The organism is Colwellia psychrerythraea 34H, assembly GCF_000012325.1.
GTDB lineage: Bacteria > Pseudomonadota > Gammaproteobacteria > Enterobacterales > Alteromonadaceae > Colwellia > Colwellia psychrerythraea_A.
In genome coordinates this window covers 1506347-1526353 of the sequence record NC_003910.7, presented here as the reverse complement: position 1 = coordinate 1526353, position 20007 = coordinate 1506347, and the positions used below count along the sequence as shown (strand labels likewise).

21 protein-coding genes are annotated in these 20007 nt (G+C 38.4%); 5 read left to right on the top strand and 16 right to left on the bottom strand.

Going from position 1 to position 20007, the window contains the following annotated elements; translation table 11 throughout:
- Positions 1-167 precede the first annotated feature (167 nt).
- The 11 genes from flgJ to CPS_RS06535 form a co-directional block, all read right to left on the bottom strand.
- Positions 168-1307 (bottom strand): flagellar assembly peptidoglycan hydrolase FlgJ, encoded by a 1140-nt coding sequence (flgJ, locus tag CPS_RS06585; protein ID WP_011042321.1) that lies wholly within the window; start codon positions 1305-1307, stop codon positions 168-170.
- 419 nt (positions 1308-1726) lie between these two features.
- Positions 1727-2818, bottom strand: coding sequence for a flagellar basal body P-ring protein FlgI (locus CPS_RS06580; protein ID WP_011042320.1), 1092 nt, complete (start codon positions 2816-2818; stop codon positions 1727-1729).
- 99 nt (positions 2819-2917) lie between these two features.
- Complete coding sequence (gene flgH, locus CPS_RS06575; protein WP_011042319.1) at positions 2918-3628, bottom strand: flagellar basal body L-ring protein FlgH; 711 nt, start codon at positions 3626-3628, stop codon at positions 2918-2920.
- 35 nt (positions 3629-3663) lie between these two features.
- Positions 3664-4452 carry a flagellar basal-body rod protein FlgG gene (flgG, locus tag CPS_RS06570; protein ID WP_011042318.1) on the bottom strand — a complete coding sequence of 263 codons (789 nt, stop codon included), beginning with the start codon at positions 4450-4452 and terminating at the stop codon, positions 3664-3666.
- A 78-nt stretch (positions 4453-4530) separates the two neighbouring features.
- On the bottom strand, positions 4531-5274 hold the full coding sequence (gene flgF, locus CPS_RS06565) for a flagellar basal-body rod protein FlgF (protein ID WP_011042317.1): 744 nt from the start codon (positions 5272-5274) through the stop codon (positions 4531-4533).
- 222 nt (positions 5275-5496) lie between these two features.
- On the bottom strand, positions 5497-7161 hold the full coding sequence (locus CPS_RS06560) for a flagellar hook protein FlgE (protein WP_011042316.1): 1665 nt from the start codon (positions 7159-7161) through the stop codon (positions 5497-5499).
- A gap of 105 nt (positions 7162-7266) precedes the next feature.
- Entirely contained in the window at positions 7267-8037 is a 771-nt protein-coding gene (locus CPS_RS06555; RefSeq protein ID WP_011042315.1) for a flagellar hook assembly protein FlgD, read from the bottom strand.
- Between the two features lie 142 nt (positions 8038-8179).
- Entirely contained in the window at positions 8180-8611 is a 432-nt protein-coding gene (gene flgC, locus CPS_RS06550; RefSeq protein ID WP_011042314.1) for a flagellar basal body rod protein FlgC, read from the bottom strand.
- Between the two features lie 2 nt (positions 8612-8613).
- Positions 8614-9012: a flagellar basal body rod protein FlgB gene (gene flgB, locus CPS_RS06545; RefSeq protein ID WP_011042313.1), complete on the bottom strand. Its 399-nt coding sequence runs from the start codon at positions 9010-9012 to the stop codon at positions 8614-8616.
- Positions 9013-9163: 151 nt separating this feature from the next.
- Complete coding sequence (locus CPS_RS06540) at positions 9164-9994, bottom strand: CheR family methyltransferase (protein ID WP_011042312.1); 831 nt, start codon at positions 9992-9994, stop codon at positions 9164-9166.
- 359 nt (positions 9995-10353) lie between these two features.
- Entirely contained in the window at positions 10354-11283 is a 930-nt protein-coding gene (locus tag CPS_RS06535) for a chemotaxis protein (RefSeq protein ID WP_011042310.1), read from the bottom strand.
- 246 nt (positions 11284-11529) lie between these two features.
- Here CPS_RS06535 and flgA point away from each other — a divergent pair, with 246 nt between their 5' ends.
- The 3 genes from flgA (at position 11530) to flgN (ending at position 13154) form a co-directional block, all read left to right on the top strand.
- Positions 11530-12183, top strand: coding sequence for a flagellar basal body P-ring formation chaperone FlgA (gene flgA / locus CPS_RS06530; RefSeq protein WP_238383595.1), 654 nt, complete (start codon positions 11530-11532; stop codon positions 12181-12183).
- Between the two features lie 167 nt (positions 12184-12350).
- Positions 12351-12659, top strand: coding sequence for a flagellar biosynthesis anti-sigma factor FlgM (flgM, locus tag CPS_RS06525; RefSeq protein ID WP_011042308.1), 309 nt, complete (start codon positions 12351-12353; stop codon positions 12657-12659).
- A gap of 48 nt (positions 12660-12707) precedes the next feature.
- Positions 12708-13154, top strand: a complete 447-nt coding sequence (flgN, locus tag CPS_RS06520; protein WP_011042307.1) for a flagellar export chaperone FlgN — start codon at positions 12708-12710, stop codon at positions 13152-13154.
- 112 nt (positions 13155-13266) lie between these two features.
- Here the strand turns inward: flgN and CPS_RS06515 are convergent, their stop codons facing one another.
- Together CPS_RS06515 and CPS_RS06510 are read right to left on the bottom strand one after the other, a co-directional pair.
- Positions 13267-13734: an LPP20 family lipoprotein gene (locus CPS_RS06515; protein ID WP_011042306.1), complete on the bottom strand. Its 468-nt coding sequence runs from the start codon at positions 13732-13734 to the stop codon at positions 13267-13269.
- A gap of 84 nt (positions 13735-13818) precedes the next feature.
- Positions 13819-14463 carry a FlgO family outer membrane protein gene (locus CPS_RS06510; RefSeq protein ID WP_011042305.1) on the bottom strand — a complete coding sequence of 215 codons (645 nt, stop codon included), beginning with the start codon at positions 14461-14463 and terminating at the stop codon, positions 13819-13821.
- 263 nt (positions 14464-14726) lie between these two features.
- Here CPS_RS06510 and CPS_RS06505 point away from each other — a divergent pair, with 263 nt between their 5' ends.
- A complete protein-coding gene (locus CPS_RS06505; protein ID WP_011042304.1) occupies positions 14727-15899 on the top strand; it encodes a flagellar assembly protein T N-terminal domain-containing protein in 1173 nt (390 codons plus the stop codon).
- A 98-nt stretch (positions 15900-15997) separates the two neighbouring features.
- Here CPS_RS06505 and CPS_RS06500 read toward each other — a convergent pair whose 3' ends face one another.
- The 3 genes from CPS_RS06500 to CPS_RS23860 form a co-directional block, all read right to left on the bottom strand.
- Positions 15998-16903 carry a M14 family metallopeptidase gene (locus CPS_RS06500; RefSeq protein ID WP_011042303.1) on the bottom strand — a complete coding sequence of 302 codons (906 nt, stop codon included), beginning with the start codon at positions 16901-16903 and terminating at the stop codon, positions 15998-16000.
- Between the two features lie 460 nt (positions 16904-17363).
- The gene (gene yeiP, locus CPS_RS06495; protein WP_011042301.1) at positions 17364-17939 is read right to left on the bottom strand and encodes an elongation factor P-like protein EfpL; all 576 of its coding nucleotides are present in this window, start codon (positions 17937-17939) and stop codon (positions 17364-17366) included.
- 608 nt (positions 17940-18547) lie between these two features.
- Positions 18548-18685 carry a hypothetical protein gene (locus tag CPS_RS23860; protein ID WP_170235784.1) on the bottom strand — a complete coding sequence of 46 codons (138 nt, stop codon included), beginning with the start codon at positions 18683-18685 and terminating at the stop codon, positions 18548-18550.
- A 281-nt stretch (positions 18686-18966) separates the two neighbouring features.
- Between CPS_RS23860 and CPS_RS06490 the strand changes: the two genes are divergently transcribed.
- Entirely contained in the window at positions 18967-20001 is a 1035-nt protein-coding gene (locus tag CPS_RS06490) for a lipid A deacylase LpxR family protein (protein WP_011042299.1), read from the top strand.
- Positions 20002-20007 lie beyond the last annotated feature (6 nt).

The window sequence follows — 20007 nt, the reverse complement described above, 5'->3', positions numbered from 1 at the left end:
ATACGGGTAAGCAGTCAACCGAATTTCAGCTGTATGCTTGCTATAAATAATGTTTCATGAAAGGTTGCAGCAATAAAAATATTTATGCTCGCCTTATGGCGTAACCCTTCCCTAATGTGCTCAGATAACTTACTAAAATAATTTACCGAGCTGATTTACTTGGCTATTTATTTAGCCAAAAGGTTAGTAACAGTTTTCAACGTGCCTAAAATTTTGTCAGCATATTGAGGATCTGTTGCATAACCTGCTTTCTGTAAACCTTGCAGGAAGTGTTCCACATTGCCTGAGTCTTGCAATGCGTCTTGGTAGCGTTCGCTAGTAGAAAGGAAGTTTATGTAATCATCTACACTATCGGTAAGTGATTGATAGGTTCTAAAAGGCTCTGATTTTTTGATCATAGCGCCCTGTTCAAACTCTAAAGTATCTTTAGTGATTTTATCGCCAGCCCAGCGAGAGTCGGCTTTAATGTTAAATAGGTTATTTGAACTGGCGCCATCTTGATCTTTGATCATTTTTTGTCCCCAACCCGTCTCAAGTGCGGCTTGGGCAATAACAACTTCAAAAGGAACCCCTAAGGTTTTTTGTACTTTTTGCGCCGGTTCGATTAAAGCAGTTACAAAATCTTTGGGTTCATCAAAACTGTGATTTGATAAAGCTGCTGAATTATTGACGCTTTCTGATTGGCCATTAACTTTATTTGTTCTTTTATCCACTTCGCGGATAACAAATTGACTTGCAGCACTGTTCACTTGATTACTAGTAATATTTTGAGGGTGATAGCTGCCCGCAAATGGAATATCAATATCTGGTTTAATTTGATTTTTATCTGCCAACATTTTTTCTATTAAGGAATTATGTTGGTTATCTTTATTGGTTTTACTGTTGTTATCATCGGTAGAATTAGCACTATCCGTTATCTTCAAATTTCCATCACTACGTAGTACTGAACTTGGTTTGAAAGTCCCGTCATCACCACCGAGTTGTCTAACGATTAAATCAGTCAAACCTAATGAACCATTAGAAGATAACTCAACCGCCATTTGTTCATCATGCATATCACGGTAGAACTTAGTTGATTCAGAGTTAAATGGGCTATCAGATTCAAGTACTTCTTGCGCTTTACGCATACTCGACAATAACATTTTCATAAAAATGGCTTCAAACTGCTGGGCCGCTTCTTGTAAAGCTTCCTTTTTGGCCTCGCCATCTCCTGCTCGCGATTGCTCACGAATATCATTTAAACCATTTAGATCAAGGGCATTTCGCGCTTGATCATAATTTTGTTTTTGGCTTGAATTGATATCCATAATTTCACTTACTTAAAATATAATTAATTACTGTTTATACAAGTATCATGCCTATATTATTAACTCAGGACTTTGCGTGACCGTGATCTTCGAAGTATCTAATCGAAAACCTATCAAATTTTGAAACTGGATCCCCGATTAACACACCACGGGGATGACGTCTCTGAAGTCTGTGCATAAGCACGTAAAATATTGACTTTAACTTTTGAACTATTAACAATTGCCAGTTTAGTTATTAGCGCGTTATTTTTAAGCTGTATGACTCAATTTAAAGGAAAAAGCACGGAGTTGACGCTAGTCAAGACTCCATACATCCTGTACTTCACCTTTCAGGTCATCCTTCGGATGTGCAAATTATTTCCCGAAGAATTTGTGAGTACTTTTGACGCCTAAATTAAGCCCTACAGCGACAAGCTCAGCTATATAATGACTAACTCGCCTCGTATCGCACCAGCTTGATCTAATGCTTCTAAAATAGCCATAACATCACCAGGACCTGCGCCTACTTCATTAATTGCGCGCACCAGGGTTTCTAATGTTACGCCCGGTTTAAATACAAACATACGCGCATCAGAATTACTGACATTAATGTCCGATTGATTGGTCACTACTGTTTCACCTTCAGCAAAAGCATTCGGTTGAGAAACATCTTGAATTTCATTGATAGTGACTGTAATTCCCCCATGGGTAATAGCTGCGGCAAGCAATGTAACTTCTGAGCCAATAACAATAGTACCCGTTCGTGAATTGACAATAATTTTTGCTGCTGGAGAAGCGGGTTCAAATTCAAGGTTTTCAAGTACCGATAAAAAGCTGACTCGATCACTAATATCTCTCGGCGCTCTAACTCGTACAGACGTTGCATCAAGTGCTTTGGCCGAACCTTCAATAAGGTCATTAATCGTGTCAGACAACAGTTTCGCGGTAGTAAAATCAGAGTGGCGTAAATTAAAGGTAATATGATCACCAGAGGAAAAAGGTGATTTAACTTCTCGCTCAACAATACCGCCATTGGCGATACGTCCAACGGTAGGAATATTCACTAAGACTTGTGAGCCATCTAAGCCTTGTGCCCCTAAGCCACTGACAATTAAAGAGCCTTGCGCTACGGCATAAGCATTACCATCAATCCCCATTAAGATAGTTTGTATTAACGTACCACCTCGTAAACTTTGTGCACTACCCATACTAGAAACGGTAACATCAATAGTTTGACCTGGCTTGGTAAAGGCACTTAACTCTGCATGAACGGCTACCGCAGCAACGTTTTTTATTTTTGGTTTTAATTTATCTGGCATCGTGATACCAAAGTTACTTAGCATGGTTTTAAAACTTTGTTCGGTAAACGGGCTTTGCTCACCAGTACCCGGTAAGCCTACCACTAAGCCATAACCAATTAATTGGTTTGAGCGTACACCAGCAACATCAGCTAAATCTTTAATGCGCTGAGCATTTGCTGACAACGAAGCCAAGAAGGTGAACAAGATAAATATATTTATTACAGTTTTCATACTTTAGTACCTTAAAAACACCTTAGAAAATATCTTAAAATAAGACCTTTATCTCAGATCTTAAAACAACAGGAGGAATACTTTTACCGTGTGGTTCAACTAAAATGGCCACCAGGTGCTATTGAAAAACTTAACCAACCAACCTTGTTCATTGGAGTCGGCAAAGCTACCCGTACCTGCATATTGAATGCGTGCGTTGGCAACCTTGTTAGATAAAATAGTATTATTGGAATTAATATCTTTTGAGCGAATAACGCCAGTTAAGCGGATATATTCATCGCCATTATTTAACGTTAACCATTTTTCACCACGTATCATTAAATTGCCATTGGGTAACACTCTCAATACATGCACCGAAATATTGCCGCTTAAGCTATTTCCTTGATCCGCTTTGGCGTCACCTTTAAAATTTGAATCTTGGCTGATACCAAACTGTAATGACTCACCATTAATGCTTACGGGAACTCCACCTAAACCGGTTACCGCATCTAAGTTAGTTTCATTTGCTTTTTTCAATTCTGTTTTAGCATTTTTCTTCGCTTGGGTTTTTTCACTCAAAATAACCGAAATAATATCGCCAACACGGTGCGCTTTAGAATCTGAATAAATATTATTAACATAATGTGGTTTAAATAATGAACCAGAAGGAACAATGCGCTCTTCTTCTTCTTCAGGCATTATCGGCGCAAAGTCTGGATCATTGGGTAGTGCTTTACTTAACTCTACGGTATTACTACAAGCGGTAGTAACAGCAATTAATAAGCTGATTGAAAGTAACTTAATTGTATTTAGCCTATTTTTATTTTTCATCACTGCCTTCCATTTTTTAGATTACGAAAATAATGCTACATTTGTTGGTTGATATAACTCAGCATTTCATCAACCGCTGAAATCACTTTCGAATTCATTTCATATACACGCTGGCTTTCAATTAAATTAACCAGCTCTTCCGTGGTATTTACATTGGATGTTTCTAAAGCACCCTGAACTAACATACCGTAACCTTCTAAACCCGGAACCCCTTCTTGTGGTGCTCCACTTACCGCAGTTTCGGTATATAAATTTTGTCCTATCGGTTGAAGGCCTGTAGGGTTAACAAAGTTAATTAAGTTGATTTGGCCAACGACTGCTGGATCAGGTTGTCCTTGTAACGTCACTGAAACTTCACCATCTTGTGAAACAATAATACTCAAGGCATCTTCAGGAATAGTCACTTGCGGTTGGATCATATAACCTGCACCAGGGGTAACCATGTTACCTTCATCATCCATGGTGAATTGACCATTACGACTATAAGCAGAACTACCATCAGGCATTTGAATTTCAAAAAAACCTTCACCTTGAATCATTAAATCAAGGGCGTTATCTGAGGTAATCATGTCACCTTGGGTATGAATTTTTTGTGTTGCGACTACTTTGGTACCAGCACCCAACATTAAGCCAGAAGGCGCTTCAGTATCTTGCGCAGTTCGACCACCTGGTTGATTTATATTTTGATAAAGTAAATCTTCAAATACTGCACGGCTTTTTTTAAAGCCGATAGTACTGGCGTTGGCAAGGTTGTTAGAGATTACCGCAATATCTTTGGTTTGCGCATCTAAGCCTGTTTTACTGATCCATAATGCTGCGTTCATACATCACCTCTGATTGAGTAGTAGCGTTTAGCTGAGTTAATTTTAGTTAAGCTAAACATGACTGATAGATTGCTATGCTTAGAAAGCACGTAATAATGAAGAAGCACTTGAATCAATTTCTTCTGCTGTTTTCATCATTTTTAGTTGCATTTCAAACTGACGCTGTAAGGCAATCATGTCTGTCATTTCATTAATAGGGTTAACATTACTCGACTCGAGTGCGCCACCAAGAACATTGACATTAACATCTGCAATTAATTGGCCACCATTTTTGGCACGAAAAAGACCATCATTACCTTTATCAACAAGTCGAGTGTCTGGGTTAACCAGTTTAATACGACCAACTTCTTCTTGAACACTGCTAGGTGCACCTGCTGGCTGAACCATGATAGTGCCATCGCGAGAGATTTGAATATTGTTAATCGGTAACGGCAGGGTGATTGGTCCATTCTCACCAATCACTAATTCGCCATCATTGGTTTCTAATGCACCCGTTTCTGTTAAACGAAAGTGACCGCCACGAGTATAAGCTTCTTGCCCATCTTCGGCTTGTACGGCAAAAAAACCTTCGCCTTCAATAGCCATATCTAAAGAGCGACCAGTATGGAGAATAGATCCAGAGTCAAAATTTTGGCTAGCACGTTCTGTCATTGAAAAAACACGCGAAGGTAATCCTTCGCCAAATGCTTGCATACTTCGCGCTTGTGCTAAATCAGCTTTAAAGCCTGTCGTTTTAGCATTCGCCAAGTTGTTGGCATTGATTGATAAGGCTTGCATATTTTGTTTAGCGCCACTCATGGCGATATAAAGCAACTTATCCATAATGTATTTCCAAAAAAGTAAAAGGTTATACCTAGCAAATGCAAATAGAGTGCCAGCTATTGTCAAAATTAATCGAGTGATAAAATGTAAATGGATTTTTAAGTGGTTTTGGGTCTATAACAATAAAAAAGCTGCTAATTAAGTATTACGTACTTAATTAGCAGCTTTTTTGGTAGAGCGAAGACTAGCGTTAATTTGCTAGCAAATTAGTTATCTTGCTAATTATCTAATTTGTAAAATAGTTTGGTTCAGCTGGTTATCAACTTCTAAAGCTCTCGAGTTAGCTTGGAAATTACGTTGTGCTGAAATTAAGTCAATTAACTCTGTGGTTAAGTTCACATTCGATTGCTCTAATGCTGAGGAGTTAATGGTACCAAAAGTACCTGAGCCCGCTTCACCCGCAAGGGCTTTCCCTGAAACAAGACTTTCTTTCCAGTTACTGCCACCTGTTTGTGATAAACCTTGCTCGTTGGCAAAATTCACCATAGCAATGCGAGATAAGGGTTGAGAAGTACCATTACTATACGTCGCTCTAACTAAGCCATCAACGCCAATCTCAATACCGGTTAATCGGCCTACCGCTAGACCATCTTGATTTAAAGCGGTTACTTCAAAATTTGAAGCAAACTGAGTAGGTTCATTCGGGTTCGGTCCTGCGGTATCTAAATTAAAGTCAACTTTAACCGTTTGGGTTGGATCAGCACCATTGGGTAAATGGCTAGAAAAATCAACCGTTCGAATACCACCATTAGTTGGCGATGGGGACTGAGAAATAAAATCACCAGACGAGTTATACGTTAAGCGTGCCCCTTTTGTTCCTGTACCACTTTCAGGGGTGGTAGCCGATATTGCTGTGCTTGCAATTGCCAAGCTATTTGTTAGGTTTGTTTCTGATACGGTTTGCGCATTTAAAGCAGCATCTCTTGTGATGATTGCCGCATCTCTCGTTGCAATAACTGCAGCTAATGTTGCATCTTGTGCAGCTGTTGGCACTCCTACTATTGCGTCATATGTTGCCTGTGCTGTAATGACGTTCGCTTCTTCTGTATTTAACGTAGCTTGTGTTGTATTTAAGGTTGTTTGCGACGTTACTACTGAAGCTTGAGCCGTTGCTACATTAGCTTGTGCAGTCACGACAGCAGCCTCCGCTGTTGCTTGCACAGTGGGGTCATCCGCTAAGTCGATAGGTTTTCCATCAACAGACGCAAACATCATCCATTGGTTCGGTGCTACTGCTGGGTCATCTTTAACAAAAAAGTAGGTCATAATGTGACTCTTACCTAATGAATCAAAAATAGTGACTGAAGTTGAGCTATTAAAGGTGAGTGGATCTTCGGGATCAAAATTAGCCGGTGCGCTAGTAATATAGCCAGCACCCGCAGGTAAATTCATTCGTACATCAACTTCACTAGTTTTTGTTGGTGTACCCGATTCCGTAGGTATGCGAATCGGCTCTGCAGTACTTAAACTTACTGAAGCTGATGAGCCATCAGGGTTAACAGGAAAGCCTAAAAGATGCCCCCCCTGCGAGTTAACAACAAAATTATCTGAATTTAACTTAAACTGACCAGCTCGTGTATAAGACGTCTCTAAAGAGCCAAGCTCAGGGACAGTGGCAAAAAATCCATTACCTGTAATAGCTAAATCAAGCGCATTATTGGTAAATTGAATACTACCTTGAGAAAACTGCTGTGCAACATCTGCGGTTAAAACACCATCACCTACTTTCGTTTTACCTGCAGCTAACAATGATGATGCATATACATCAACAAACTCGGCGCGTGACTCTTTAAAACCAACCGTATTTACATTGGCAATGTTATTTGATGAAACATCTAAGTCTTTTTGTGCAGCGTTTAACCCGCTTAATGCGATATTAAATGACATAATTTAATCCTTTTAAAATTCAATATTTTGCTTAACACCTGTACTGCTCGATACTTAAGCTGTCAGGTAAAGTTTATAATTTCTGCTTACTTTTTTATTAAACACTTAAATGTCGCCTTCAGATACTTCAACCACATCTTCTAGTGCCATCGCACTGCCACCATTAAGGTTAAGCACTATTTTCCCACCGCTACCTGCTAACGTAACACTATCAACTTTACGGTAGGTTTGGGCTTCTAATTCAGCTGCTTCACCTTCGACCAAACCTACGATACGAAAACGATAAGCGCCTGCTTCTGCTGGTTCACCTTTAGCCGTTTGCCCATCCCAAGTAAAAGTAAATCCGCCTGCTTTAACATCACCAACAGGCACGGTTTGAATGACTTCACCGGCAACATTCTCAACATAAATCTTCACATTACTGGCAGGTTTATCTGATACCAACTTCCCTTTAACCGCTTCACCTTCTGCCATACCAAATACATTATCTTCCACTAAAACACTGCGTCCAACTAATGATGAAGCTTGTAATGCTTGACTAGAGGTCATTGAACCAGCAAATGAACCAAAAGAATCATTAAGTGTCCTTACGCCATCAGTCGTAGAGAAGGCTGTCATTTGCGAGATCATCTGATTATTATCAACTGGTTTTGTTGGGTCTTGATTCGCAAGCTCTTTAGTGAGTAGGGCAAAAAAGTCAGACTGCGTTAGCATCCCCTCACTGCCATCACTAATTTTAATGTTTGATCGTTCTACACGTTCTTGAGCAGCAGCTCTCATCTCAGGAGTAGTAAGAGTTAGTCGTTGTCTAGCAGCTTCAGCAGCTGCAGTAGCTGCTGCCTGAGCCTCTGCAGAGGCAGTTTTAGTAGTAATCATTGCGTTTACCTTTGACCTAAAATTAAGGCTTCATTAAGTATATTTGTTACTGAGTTAGCCAGTTGCACGTTGTTTTGATATGAACGTGAAGCTAAAATCATCATGTTTTCCATACTTTTACGTTTCTCAGTCAAGGCCACGACTATCTCTGCCCTAACTGTAATGTTTTATTCAACATATTCTTGGCAGACTCTGCTAACTGGACATTCGTTTGATACGACCGAGATGCTGAAATCATGTTAGTCATTTCTTCGATGACATTAACATTCGGTTTGTAGATATAACCATCTTTATCAGCCATAGGATGACTCGGTGCATATTCCACATTCAATGGTTTATCACTTTCAACAATACCCAAAACGTTTACACCAACCCCACTACCATCACTTTTCCCCTGCCCTGCGGCAGCTTCTTGCATGGCAGCGGCAAAAACAGGGTGTCTCGCACGGTAAGTTTTATCGGCACTGCTACTAACACTATCAGCGTTGGCAATATTACTCGCGGTAGTATTTAGGCGGACTGATTGTGCGCTCATACCACTACCGGTAATATCAAATACGTTAAAAAGACTCATAATTATTGACCTCCACTGATAACTTTCTTCATGGCTTTAATTTTTCCATTAAGAAACTGAATGCTTGCTTGATATTCCATTGAGTTTTTTAAATACAAGTTTCGTTCCACTTGTACGTCAACCGTATTACCGTCACCTGTGTCAGGGTTATTAGGCACACGATAATCGACGGAATTATTTAACTCTGTTCGTATATCAAAGTGTTTATCATTGGTGCGAGACATGCCCATTTTCTGCTTATTTGCCGCTTGTGCTAGTGCTTGATTAAAGTCTAGCCCTTTAGCTTTGTAGCCTGGGGTATCTGCGTTGGCAATATTACTGGCAATAACTTCTGCACGTTGAGAGCGAATAAGCATACCCTGTGTATGCAGTTGAAAGCCTTTATCAAAACCTATAGCCATATTAGCCTCACAATGATTAACGATTAGCTAAAAGGAATACAAAATTTGTGCCAGTTAGTAAATCAATAGAGGATACAGCGTTAGGTATGAGATTAGAATGAGAGGGCTAACAGCAAGGAATAATGGCTGTTAGCGGGGTGGAGAGATTGCGTTATTTTTTCTGGTAAACAATACCAGGATTACAGCGTAGCATAGTAAAATCTTGATTTATTCCAGATAAAGACTCAGAAGCGCCTAAAAATAAATAGCCATCGTTATTCAACACGCCATGAATTTGACTAATTATTTGTGTTTTTATCTTTGGGGAAAAATAAATTAATACATTACGACAAAATACGATATCGAAACGGCCCATTAGGCTATAACTATTGAGTAAATTAAGTGGTCTAAAGCTTACCATTTTCTTTACTTCGTCTTTTATTTTCAACATACCGTTATCACCCGGCTCAAAGAAGCGTTTCTTTCGCTCAGCAGATAACCCTCGAGCAAGCGCTAGGCTATCATAGTGACCGTATTTGCAATGCTCCAACATAGTCGTTGATATGTCAGTACCAATAACTTGTACTCCACGTGGGAATGCACCAGGATTTTTTTGTTGATATTCCAACACGGCCATCGCAATGGAATATGGTTCTTGACCAGAAGAACTTGCCGCAGACCAAATTTTAACCGGTGTTTTACGATTGGCAAAATCAGGAAGCAACTTGCTTTGAAGTAACTTAAAAGGGTAGTCATCACGAAACCATAAGGTTTCATTAGTGGTCATAGCATCTATAACCGCGGCACGCATTTGCCGCTCAACAGGAGTTAACGTACGATTGACTAACTCTGTCAATGAACTAAGCTCAAATTTAGCCATTAATGGCGCTAATCGGCTTTTAACTAAATATTGCTTATTTTCGCCGAGTACTATGCCACATTGCTGCTCTAAGAAGGTTCTAAATTGGTTGTAACTTTTTTCATCGAGTTCTCTTGCTGACACTATTGCTTCCTACTTATTTCGTATTTTCCTAAACCCTCCATCAATTGGAGAGTCGTCGTTAACTTTCGATAACAACTATTCAGCTATATACCTGTTCCACTTGAATATGCATGATTCAGCTGGAATTAGAAACGCCTTTAGGCAAGGCATTGATTGAAGAGAATGGTTGCTCCCTTGTCGAAATCAATAACGCAGCATAAAGCGTTTCTAAACCATCCCCTTGGGGAAGGCTGGGCAAATCATGCTCTGCGTTACATTTCTTTTTAAGGGAATAACCCTTAATAAAACATGTGCCTTAATGATGAATCGCTCAGACTTCCTGAAACGAGCATCTTCAAGTTGAGCGGGTATACTCAGAGTTAATCTTCTATTTTTAACCATTTCTTCACAGCAGTTGCTAGCTCATCTGGATGAAATTTTGGAATAAAATCTTCTGCACCAACTTTTTCCACCATCGCATTATTAAATACACCACTTAACGACGTGTGCAAAATAATTGGCATTTTTGACATGCGATCATTACCTTTTACCTCTGCGGTTAAAGTATAACCATCCATTTCAGGCATTTCGATATCAGAGATCATCAACGCCACTTTTTCGGTGATGCAATTTTCACAAGTCGCTTCAATGGCCAGTAATTGCTCTAAAGCATCACGACCATTTTTAGCTAAAACCATATTAATACCTAACGGCTCTAATGCTCTTCTTACCTGATTTCTTGCAACGGTTGAATCATCTGCAATCATCACCAGCTTATCGCCTAAGTTTTCACCGATAGAGACATCGATGATGTCTTCACTCACTTCAGTAGAAACAGGACTAATTTCATTTAAAATTTTCTCAACATCTAATATTGATACCATCTGACCGTCTATTTCAGTCACCGCAGTTAAGTAGCTAGATTTACCTGCACCTTCTGGTGGTGGCATCACGTCTGCCCAACTTAGTGTTACGATTCGTTCAACACCTGCAACAAGAAACCCCTGCACACTGCGATTATATTCGGCAATAATAATATAGCTTTCTGCGGTTTGCTCAATTGCCCGCCCGCCCGTTGACAAACTTAAATCAATCACTGAAATGGTTTGTCCTCGGATATGTGCAACACCCTTTATAAAGCTATCTTGCTTAGGTAACAGAGTTAACCGCGGACATGGCATAACTTCACGCACTTTAAAAACATTAATACCAAATCGTTGTCTGCCATTAAGTTTAAAAAGTAACAATTCTAACCTGTTTTCGCCAACAAGTTGTGTACGCTGGTTTACTGAATCGAGTATGCCTGCCATATGAACCTCATGTAAGACTGTAGTAATTATTATGTTTAACCTAATAAACATATAAGGCACAGTTCTTGAATTGTATTTAATATATAGAGTTGATAATCACACTAAGCGTCTGAAACTTGACGTATGATAGAACTTTATTTCACACTGCTGACCCAAGTTTAGCATAGACGACTATTTGCATTTACTTAACGATAGATAACAAAATATATGCGCTTTACCAAACTTTTTTTAACTTTTATATTCCTAATGCTCATTAAGCAAACAACTACGGTTGCAACTGAGCTAGACAGTGCTTTTATTGAGCGTTTTGCAAAAAATTATTTAACAGAGCAGTTTCCTTCAACTGAAGAAGAAAAGGTGCGTATTTCAGTCGCTCATTTAGACCCTAGAATTACGATTAAACCCTGTAAAATTCCCTTAACTGCAAATATACCTGAAAAGAATGGCGCTATAAATGTAAATGTTAAAATTAGCTGTGATGAATCAATAAAGTGGAAAATATATTTATCGGCAAAAGTTGAAATAACTAAAGCAGTTTTAATTGCAAAAAATACAATTAGTAAAGGAGATAAACTTGACGAAAGTAATGTCGAGCTTGCTTTTATAGCCATTAATAAGATTCGCGGCAACAAACTAACTGATACAAATATTGTTTTTGGTGCTAAAGCGAAAAAGCGAATTGCCAAAGGTAGAGCCATCAGTAAAAGAAGTATTTGTTTAATCTGTAAAGGTGATGTCGTAACTATTATTGTTTCATCCGACAACTTTAGTATCAAAACCCAGGGAGTCGCGTTGAGTTCTGGAAATATTAATGAACAAATAAGAGTCAAAAATACTCGCTCAAAGAAAGTGATCACCCCTCGTGTCAAAGGTATTAACCAAGTCATAATTCATCTATAATCAAGAAATATACACATAGGTAGGGTTAATAAATAATATCGTTGTTAACCGACTCAAAATGTTATTTATAATTTAATCTATTTTTAACTAAAGTTATTACGCCTATGGCCGATAACAAGACAATAGAACTCTTTTGAAATATCATTTCATTGTTAAAGGATGAAATTATGGCTATAAATATCAATAACTTGAATGCTAGCAATCAAGTTCAGCAAGCCCAACAAAATAAAGTAAAGCAGCACTCTGCGCAAACGGCATCGAACAATGCCCAAGTAAAAAGCTCAGGACAAGATTCTGTGTCGATTACTCCGCAAGCAAAGCAACTTAATGAATTACAAAAAAAAGCGGTGGATGCGCCCGTGATTAATCAAAAGAAGATTGATGAGCTGAAAAAAGCAATTAGCTCTGGTGACTATAAAATTAATCCAGAAAAATTAGCAGCGAGTATTGCTAACTTTGAATTTAAGCTTGTTTAACGATAGACTGTAAATACATCATTTATAGTAAAATCAAAGGCAAACTTTATGTCCCTAGGGCCAGATTCTCAAGGATTAACCTCCAATGAACTGCTTGTACAACAACATCAGCAGTTAACTACACTTGCCCAGATCATTGCTAACGAAAAGCATATTTTACAGCAGCATGATCCACAAGCCTTGCTAGCCATCAGCCAAGAAAAAAATACGCTGCTAATTGCAATTCAACAGCTTGACCAAACAATAGGTCAAAATCAGCGTTTTGCTCAAGATAAAGCCGCAGGAAAATTGACTCAAGAACTTGCTGAAATAACCGATTTATTAACTCATTGCCAACAGCAAAACTTAATCAACGGACAAATCATTCAACAGTCTCAACTTGCGGTAGAACGCATGAAAACCAGCTTATTAGAAAACCATAATAAGAGTGCAATTACCTATGACAAGAAAGGTAAAAAGAGCGCTGGACTCTCTAGCCTAGGACTAAAAGCTTAGCGTTAAAAACTAAGACCCTAGAGATAAATATTAATTACTGCTTAAAAAATAAAAAAGGCGTTAATCCTACAGATTAACGCCTTTTTTATGTGTTCTTCTTTAGCATGCTAAATCAAAAGTGTGTCACGTCTTTAATTTCTTTTCTATTTTGGTTTGCTTGATAAATATTGTAAACATCTTCAAAATTTAACTGCAGCTCAGTAGTATAAACGTCACCCACAGGATAGCTTTTAATAACTTTAGCCCCACGAATGATACCTTGTACTGAAGCAGTTAACTGCTGATCTTCAATGAGTAAATCGGCCATAGTGACCTTGCCTGAAACTTGTTGGCCGTATACTTGCTCAGCTAGCTCCGCATAAGCGGCAATTTTTGACGCTTTAATGGCCATCAGCATCCGCTGAGTTTCATGGGTTGATCTTTGCATACTAATGGGGGCAAAGCCTGTTGCATAAAGCACAGGAAAAATTTCTGGTTTTACTGTTTCCCACTGCACATGCTTATCGTAAATAAGGGAGCAGGCACTGATCAAAAAAAGTGCGCTCAAAATAAGGATGGATCTAATCAATGAGTTATTCATAGGTACTCCTTTGATAGTAATCGCTGATAAAATAGCATTATGATGTCACTCTTATAGATAAAAACTGGAATAGTGAAGAGAATACTAATTTTGTATAATCACAGCACGTTCATCGTTATGCAACATAGTATTATCGCGTATAATCATACCGTCTTTCATTTTCACTTTTTCACTATGATTCATTTCATCACCCAAAACCCAAGCAGGGATAAATGACTGAGCGGTAGCAACTACAACCTTTGATTGAATACCTATCATACGGGCATTGACTAAAACGCCATCTTCCTGCTCAACCATAGTGCCAGAGACTACGTAGTCAATTATCTGACGTTCAGGTAATTCCTGCCAGTCTCTACTAAAGACATAATCACCTTTTTTGGTTACACGAATATGCCCTGTAGTTTTAAAGTCTATAACGACCAAACCATGTCGCTGTAGCTCATGCACAAAGCTTTCTGCAAGCTGATTACCAAGCCAGTTAGTCGTTTCAAGATCTTTAAGATCAACAAAAGAAGCTACCGCTACCGGGGTTTTTGCATTAACAAAGCTACTGCTCGTCAGCATTTGATAAGCTAGGCCCTTTACTACATCGTTGATGGCATGTCGTGGTAATTGGTAACTATCAATTTCACCTTTTTCAATATGAGTAGTTTGATAAAACCCCTCATCAGGTGTGGTCTCACACGAGAGTAAAGCTGGCAGAATCAATGGTATAAGCCATTTTTTCATGATATTCCCCTTTAAAACTAAGTACCATATTTAGCCTTAGTCACAGTATGTTAATTTATACATTTATCTATACACAGATGCACATTTTAAGCCAATAATACCTATCAAAGTAAATCTAATGCAATAGTAACAATACGAAGTGATGAGGCATGAAATATGCATCGTATTTTTTATTATAGTTATCACCCCGTATTAATGGGTGTTAGTCCTTACTGTTGAACAATTAATATGACTAGAACCAAGTTAGGAAAATAACCAGACTTATGTATAAATTCATCACAACGTTAGTTTTCATCGTCAGCTTTTCATGCAGTTTCTCTGCTAGCAGTCAATGGTATGAGACCCAAGGTCATGCTCGTACCAATGATATCAGTGTTGAGCTTGCACGTACCAAAGCGATGGAAAACGCACTTAAGAAAGCGCTGCTTGTATCAGGTGCTAGTGTTTCTAGTGTTCAGCAAGTAGTCAATGGCTTACTCACGCAAGATCAAATCAGTATAAGAGCAAGTGGCAGTGTCAACTCTATTGAATTGGTTGATGAAATACATAGCGACAACCTCATTACGGTGACAATTCGAGCCGATATATTTCCTCAAGAGAAAAAGTGTTTTGCAGTAAACTTTAAAAAGTCTCTGTTAATTACACGTAGTCACTTGCTACAAAGAGAACAAGCAAATATAGGAGAAATTTACCTAATTGATAAAGCGGTTATGCGTAAACTGGCCGTGCAACTTAACCAGCAAAGTACCTTTACTAAAACGAGCAGCATACTCAGTAATAAAACTGAATTCTCACGCCTTAATGACAGCTTAGCAAGTGATGAAATATCTCTATTAACTCGTTCTTTGAGTGATAGTACCGATAGCCAATATATAATGTTCAGTGAAATCACTAATGTCTCGTTCGATAAACAAGCAACTAATAGTTGGTCGTTCTGGCAACAAGGTGTATACCCAAGAAATTTTGCTATAACCTTCTATTTATATAATGGTGTTAATGGAGAATTGGTTTGGCAACAACGTTATCAAAATACTGCCCCATGGACCTTTACCAAACGTATAAAGGTTGATGTAGATGGTAATTCTTTTTGGCAAAGTGAATATGGAATAATGGTGGAAAATATTCTTGATAAAGTCATTAAGGATATCGATGAAAACATTATGTGTGAGCCTAGTCGAGGCAAAATCATTCAAGTTGAAGGAAATCAAGTTACGATTAACATAGGTCGAGATCATGGCTTAAAAATCGGTGATGAATTTAGCTTGCTACATCTAACCAATTTTACTAGTAATTCAGGAAAGCCTTATGCTGGCTATAACTTAAGCCCTTACAAGGTTAAAGTAACTAAGCTATCTAGAGAAACAGCAACGGCAACGACACCAGATGGCCGTTTATTTGGTAATATTCAAGTGGATGATTTAGCCGTGCGCTATTAAAAATGATAACCACGCCCCTAATTTACAGTTAAAAAACGGCGACTACGTATTACGAAGTCGCCGTTTTAATTTAAATTAACGTGATTAAATTGACACGATTAAATAAAGGTTATTGCCGCAGATATTGCGGCAACTTGTGCCGTGATACAGTTCTCATCATCAACTAGCGGGCTGTCTGGGTAAACCTCAGTAGTGGTAACATAGGGTGCATCAGTTAATCCCATACATAAACCTAGCTCTCTACCTGCATAATTTATAACGCCAAATTGCTCAATATCAACGCCTATCAATTTACCATTACTATCTTCTGGCGCAATATGAGTTACTTTTGCTACCGCTTGATTGATTGCACCTTGAAAGTCAGCTGCTGGTTTAGTTGAATCTCCAACCAAATAGAAACCATCAGGAATATTCCAGTTTTTTTGCTCAATGGCATCACGTGCAGCAAGCGCAGGTCTAAACTCACTATTATCCGTATCCGTGGTTTCATGTAAATCGATATGCATAGCAATATTAACATCAAGTTCATTAATGAAAGACATTAATGCCGCAGACTCTTGGGCTGGGCTATCAAGGTAGAATGAACGGTTTGGATCAATCGCCTCATTATTCCAACGATTAATAGTTTCATAGCCCCAAGGACTCACACAAGGTACGACTATGATATTGAAGCGTTGGCTAAAGTCCTTGGCACTTGTTTCTAAAAAGCGGATCGCACCTTGAACACCACTGGTTTCGTACCCATGTACCCCGCCAGTAACTAGCACGGTTTTATTCTTACTTTGCCAATTTTTACTTCTCATGGCGTATAAAGGGTATCTACTTTCATCAATAGACAAACTACCGTACTGAATCATGTCAAATGAAGAAGTTACTGACTCAAACTTTGACAGTACTTCATCTTGATAACTACGCTTTATAACTTGCTTGCTAAGCCATAAATCTTTATCTTCATCTGTCCAGGGCTGGCCTTGCGTACCGATCGAATAAATTGAATCACTCATGATGTAACCTTTTTTGTTCTAATAGTTATTTGCGTTATACCCGCCGCCCTTAATTATGGCTCGAACAGTATTTCTGAAGCGAGGATATTCAAGAGGCTTGGGTATATACCCGTTACCATTCAAAGTGCAGGATTTCAGTGGGAATTAACATGACTTTAGGCAAGACAAATAATTTAAGCATAGTCACTCTATGCTTTGATTATTTAACGCCGAATAAAGTCATTTTAAACCCATCGAAGAAGCGCTTGAGCAACATCACTTCATCGTTGCTGTGATTTATAAGGGAATTGCCATTATTTCATCACAGCGCCTTGAATTGATATTACTCAAACACTCTGAAACATGCATCTTGATTGATGACGGGTATAGATATTACAGCCCTGCTATCAGATATAAAAATGCCCGAATAATCGGGCATTTTTTAGTTGTAACTAATTAGAAATAGCAGAACAAAAGCGTTTTACTTAGAGTCAGCTCGACCCATAAATTTACGCTCTTCTGTATTTACTTTAACTTTATCACCCGTTGAAATATGCTCAGGTACTTGAATAGTTAATCCTGTAGAAAGCAGCGCTGGTTTTGTACGAGCACTCGCTGAAGCACCTTTAATAGAAGGGTCAGTTTCTGTAATGAGTAGTTCAACACTGGCAGGTAGAGCAATACCTACTGGTGCATCATCAACGATGATCACAGAAATCCCTTGAGTCTCTTCGTCGATAAATAGAATTTCATCGGCAATTGATTCTTTATTTAGGTTATACGGCGTGTAATCTTCATTATCCATAAAGACATATTCTTCACCATCAATATAAGAAAACATTGATGGACGACGGCTTAAATCAGCAAAATTCAACATATCTTCAGCTTTAAACGTTTCGTCTACTTTACCGCCTGTAACTACATCGTATAAACGCATTCTATATAAACTTCCGCCTGCTCTACCTTGCGGCACTGAACGGGTAATATCTCTAACAATTAGCACTTTACCGTTGTGCTCTATTGCTGCATTTTTCTTTATATCACTAGCCTTTGGCATAAGATGACTTCCTCTGAATTTATTTTAAACAATGTTGTTTTAAACACAATGCAGGGAAAATAGCATGAACCCGTGGATATGAAAATAACTTATAAGCTGAAAACTGCATTTTTTAGACAAAACATCAGACAATACCAAGTTTATTAAGCTATTTCCCACTCAGCGAATATTAAAAGGCTTAGAGACAAGGCATTGATTGAAGAGAATGGTTGTTCAGGAGAGTGTGCTCCTGCATTCTCTAATTAGCTGCATCCATGCAGCGTCCTTATCAAAATCAATAACACAGTATGTAAGCCTTTTAAACTCGCCCTTGGGAGCTTGTCAGAAAAGCAATAACTGCACAAACTTGTTAGATATAGAATGACTATACCAGCACAGATTTTATTTGTTATAACTCTTCTGACATAACTCTGAGGTGGGAATAAATTTAATAGAATTGGTATAAATCAAAATAAAAATGATAACAGCCGTAGTTGAACACCCAAAAAGCAAAAAAGACAAATATATAAACTATATTTGTCTTTTCAATCTATTGAGCTTTTATGCTGCTTACTCGCTATTTAATGACTACTAAAAATCAATAAGTATTTGAGTAAATGCTAGTAACACTACTCGTAAGAACGCTCAAGCCAAGCGATTTGTAATTTTAACTCTTCAATTTCATGGTTTGCGTCGGCTAATTGTTCCACCGCTGATTTTTGAGCATTATCACGGTTATCTACACTAGCATCAGTATTTTTTGACATATTACGTCTTTCCTCATGGGCCATGTTAGCCTCCAAAAAATGTTACCACACCTGTATTATTACACAATAACTTACATATGTAAGCTTTTGCCAAAATATCTGACTAAATATTCCCCTTAAAACTGTAAATAAAGTGGCATAATTGAACATTTATCCTTAGCGCCTACTCAACCGACGTTTCTTTTATGTTGCTATAATACTGCTCAGATTAAAGTAAGATTTTTCTGCAAATTTATTTAGTCTCACTATACTCTATAGTGTTCGACAAGTAGGAATTGACTATGTTAGTAGCACGCTCTAATAAAAAACTATCAGGTCCTTTTACCTGTATTTTATTCATTACTGTGATGCTGTCTGCACGCGCAGGGCAATTAAATATTCAATTTGAAAATGATGGCATTTTTGCCAGCGATGGAAATTATACCAATGGATTTTCATTAGCATGGGAAAGTAAGCCTGAACTAATACAACAACAAAAACAGCATGATAATCTCACGAATATGCCAAAATTCTCTCAACTTCAATATCTTGTTAGATTACCACTAACTCAAACACAAAATGCCTGGGGACTGAAGATATCCCAACGCATGTGGACGCCAAATAATATCACGATTATAATGCTTCAAAGTGATGATAGGCCTTACGCGGGATTATTTGAGATAGAAAGTCACACGGCTGATTATGGCCCGAAATTCGCTCAAAAAAACTGGCTTGCACTTGGCATTACGGGGGTAAAATCTAAAGCCGAATACGTTCAAACAAAAGTTCATGATTTAGTTGGTTCAATTCCCCCACTAGGTTGGCAGTATCAAATAGAAGAAGAAATTACTTTACAGCTGGCCTATGAGGTTGATGCTTTAGTGTTTAGATCTAAACAATATCGCAGTAAATACTTGGACAATAATCAGTGGGAAGTCAGTAGCTATAGTCATTTATCCTTGGGTAATTTCAATACTGAGGCATCATTAGGATTATTGTTCAGATGGGGAGTCGGCTTGCATAATACCTTTGGCCGTTTAAGTAGTCATTTTGGCCACACCGGCAATACCACGCAAGTTGGCAGCAGCAATAACTTTAGCATCTACTCAAGGTTGCAATTTGGCTACCGTTTTAACGACTTAACAATTGAAGGTGATCTACCCTATGAATCAAACCTGGATATCCAACATAATCAAGCTAAAGCAGTGTTAGGGATGCAATGGACCATAGATAATTACGCGATAACTTGGAGTTTGAATAGTTACACTCGAGCCTATAGCCAAGATAACAAGTCTTGGCACAGCTATGGATCGTTAACGTTAAGCTGCGCCATCTAAGTTGCC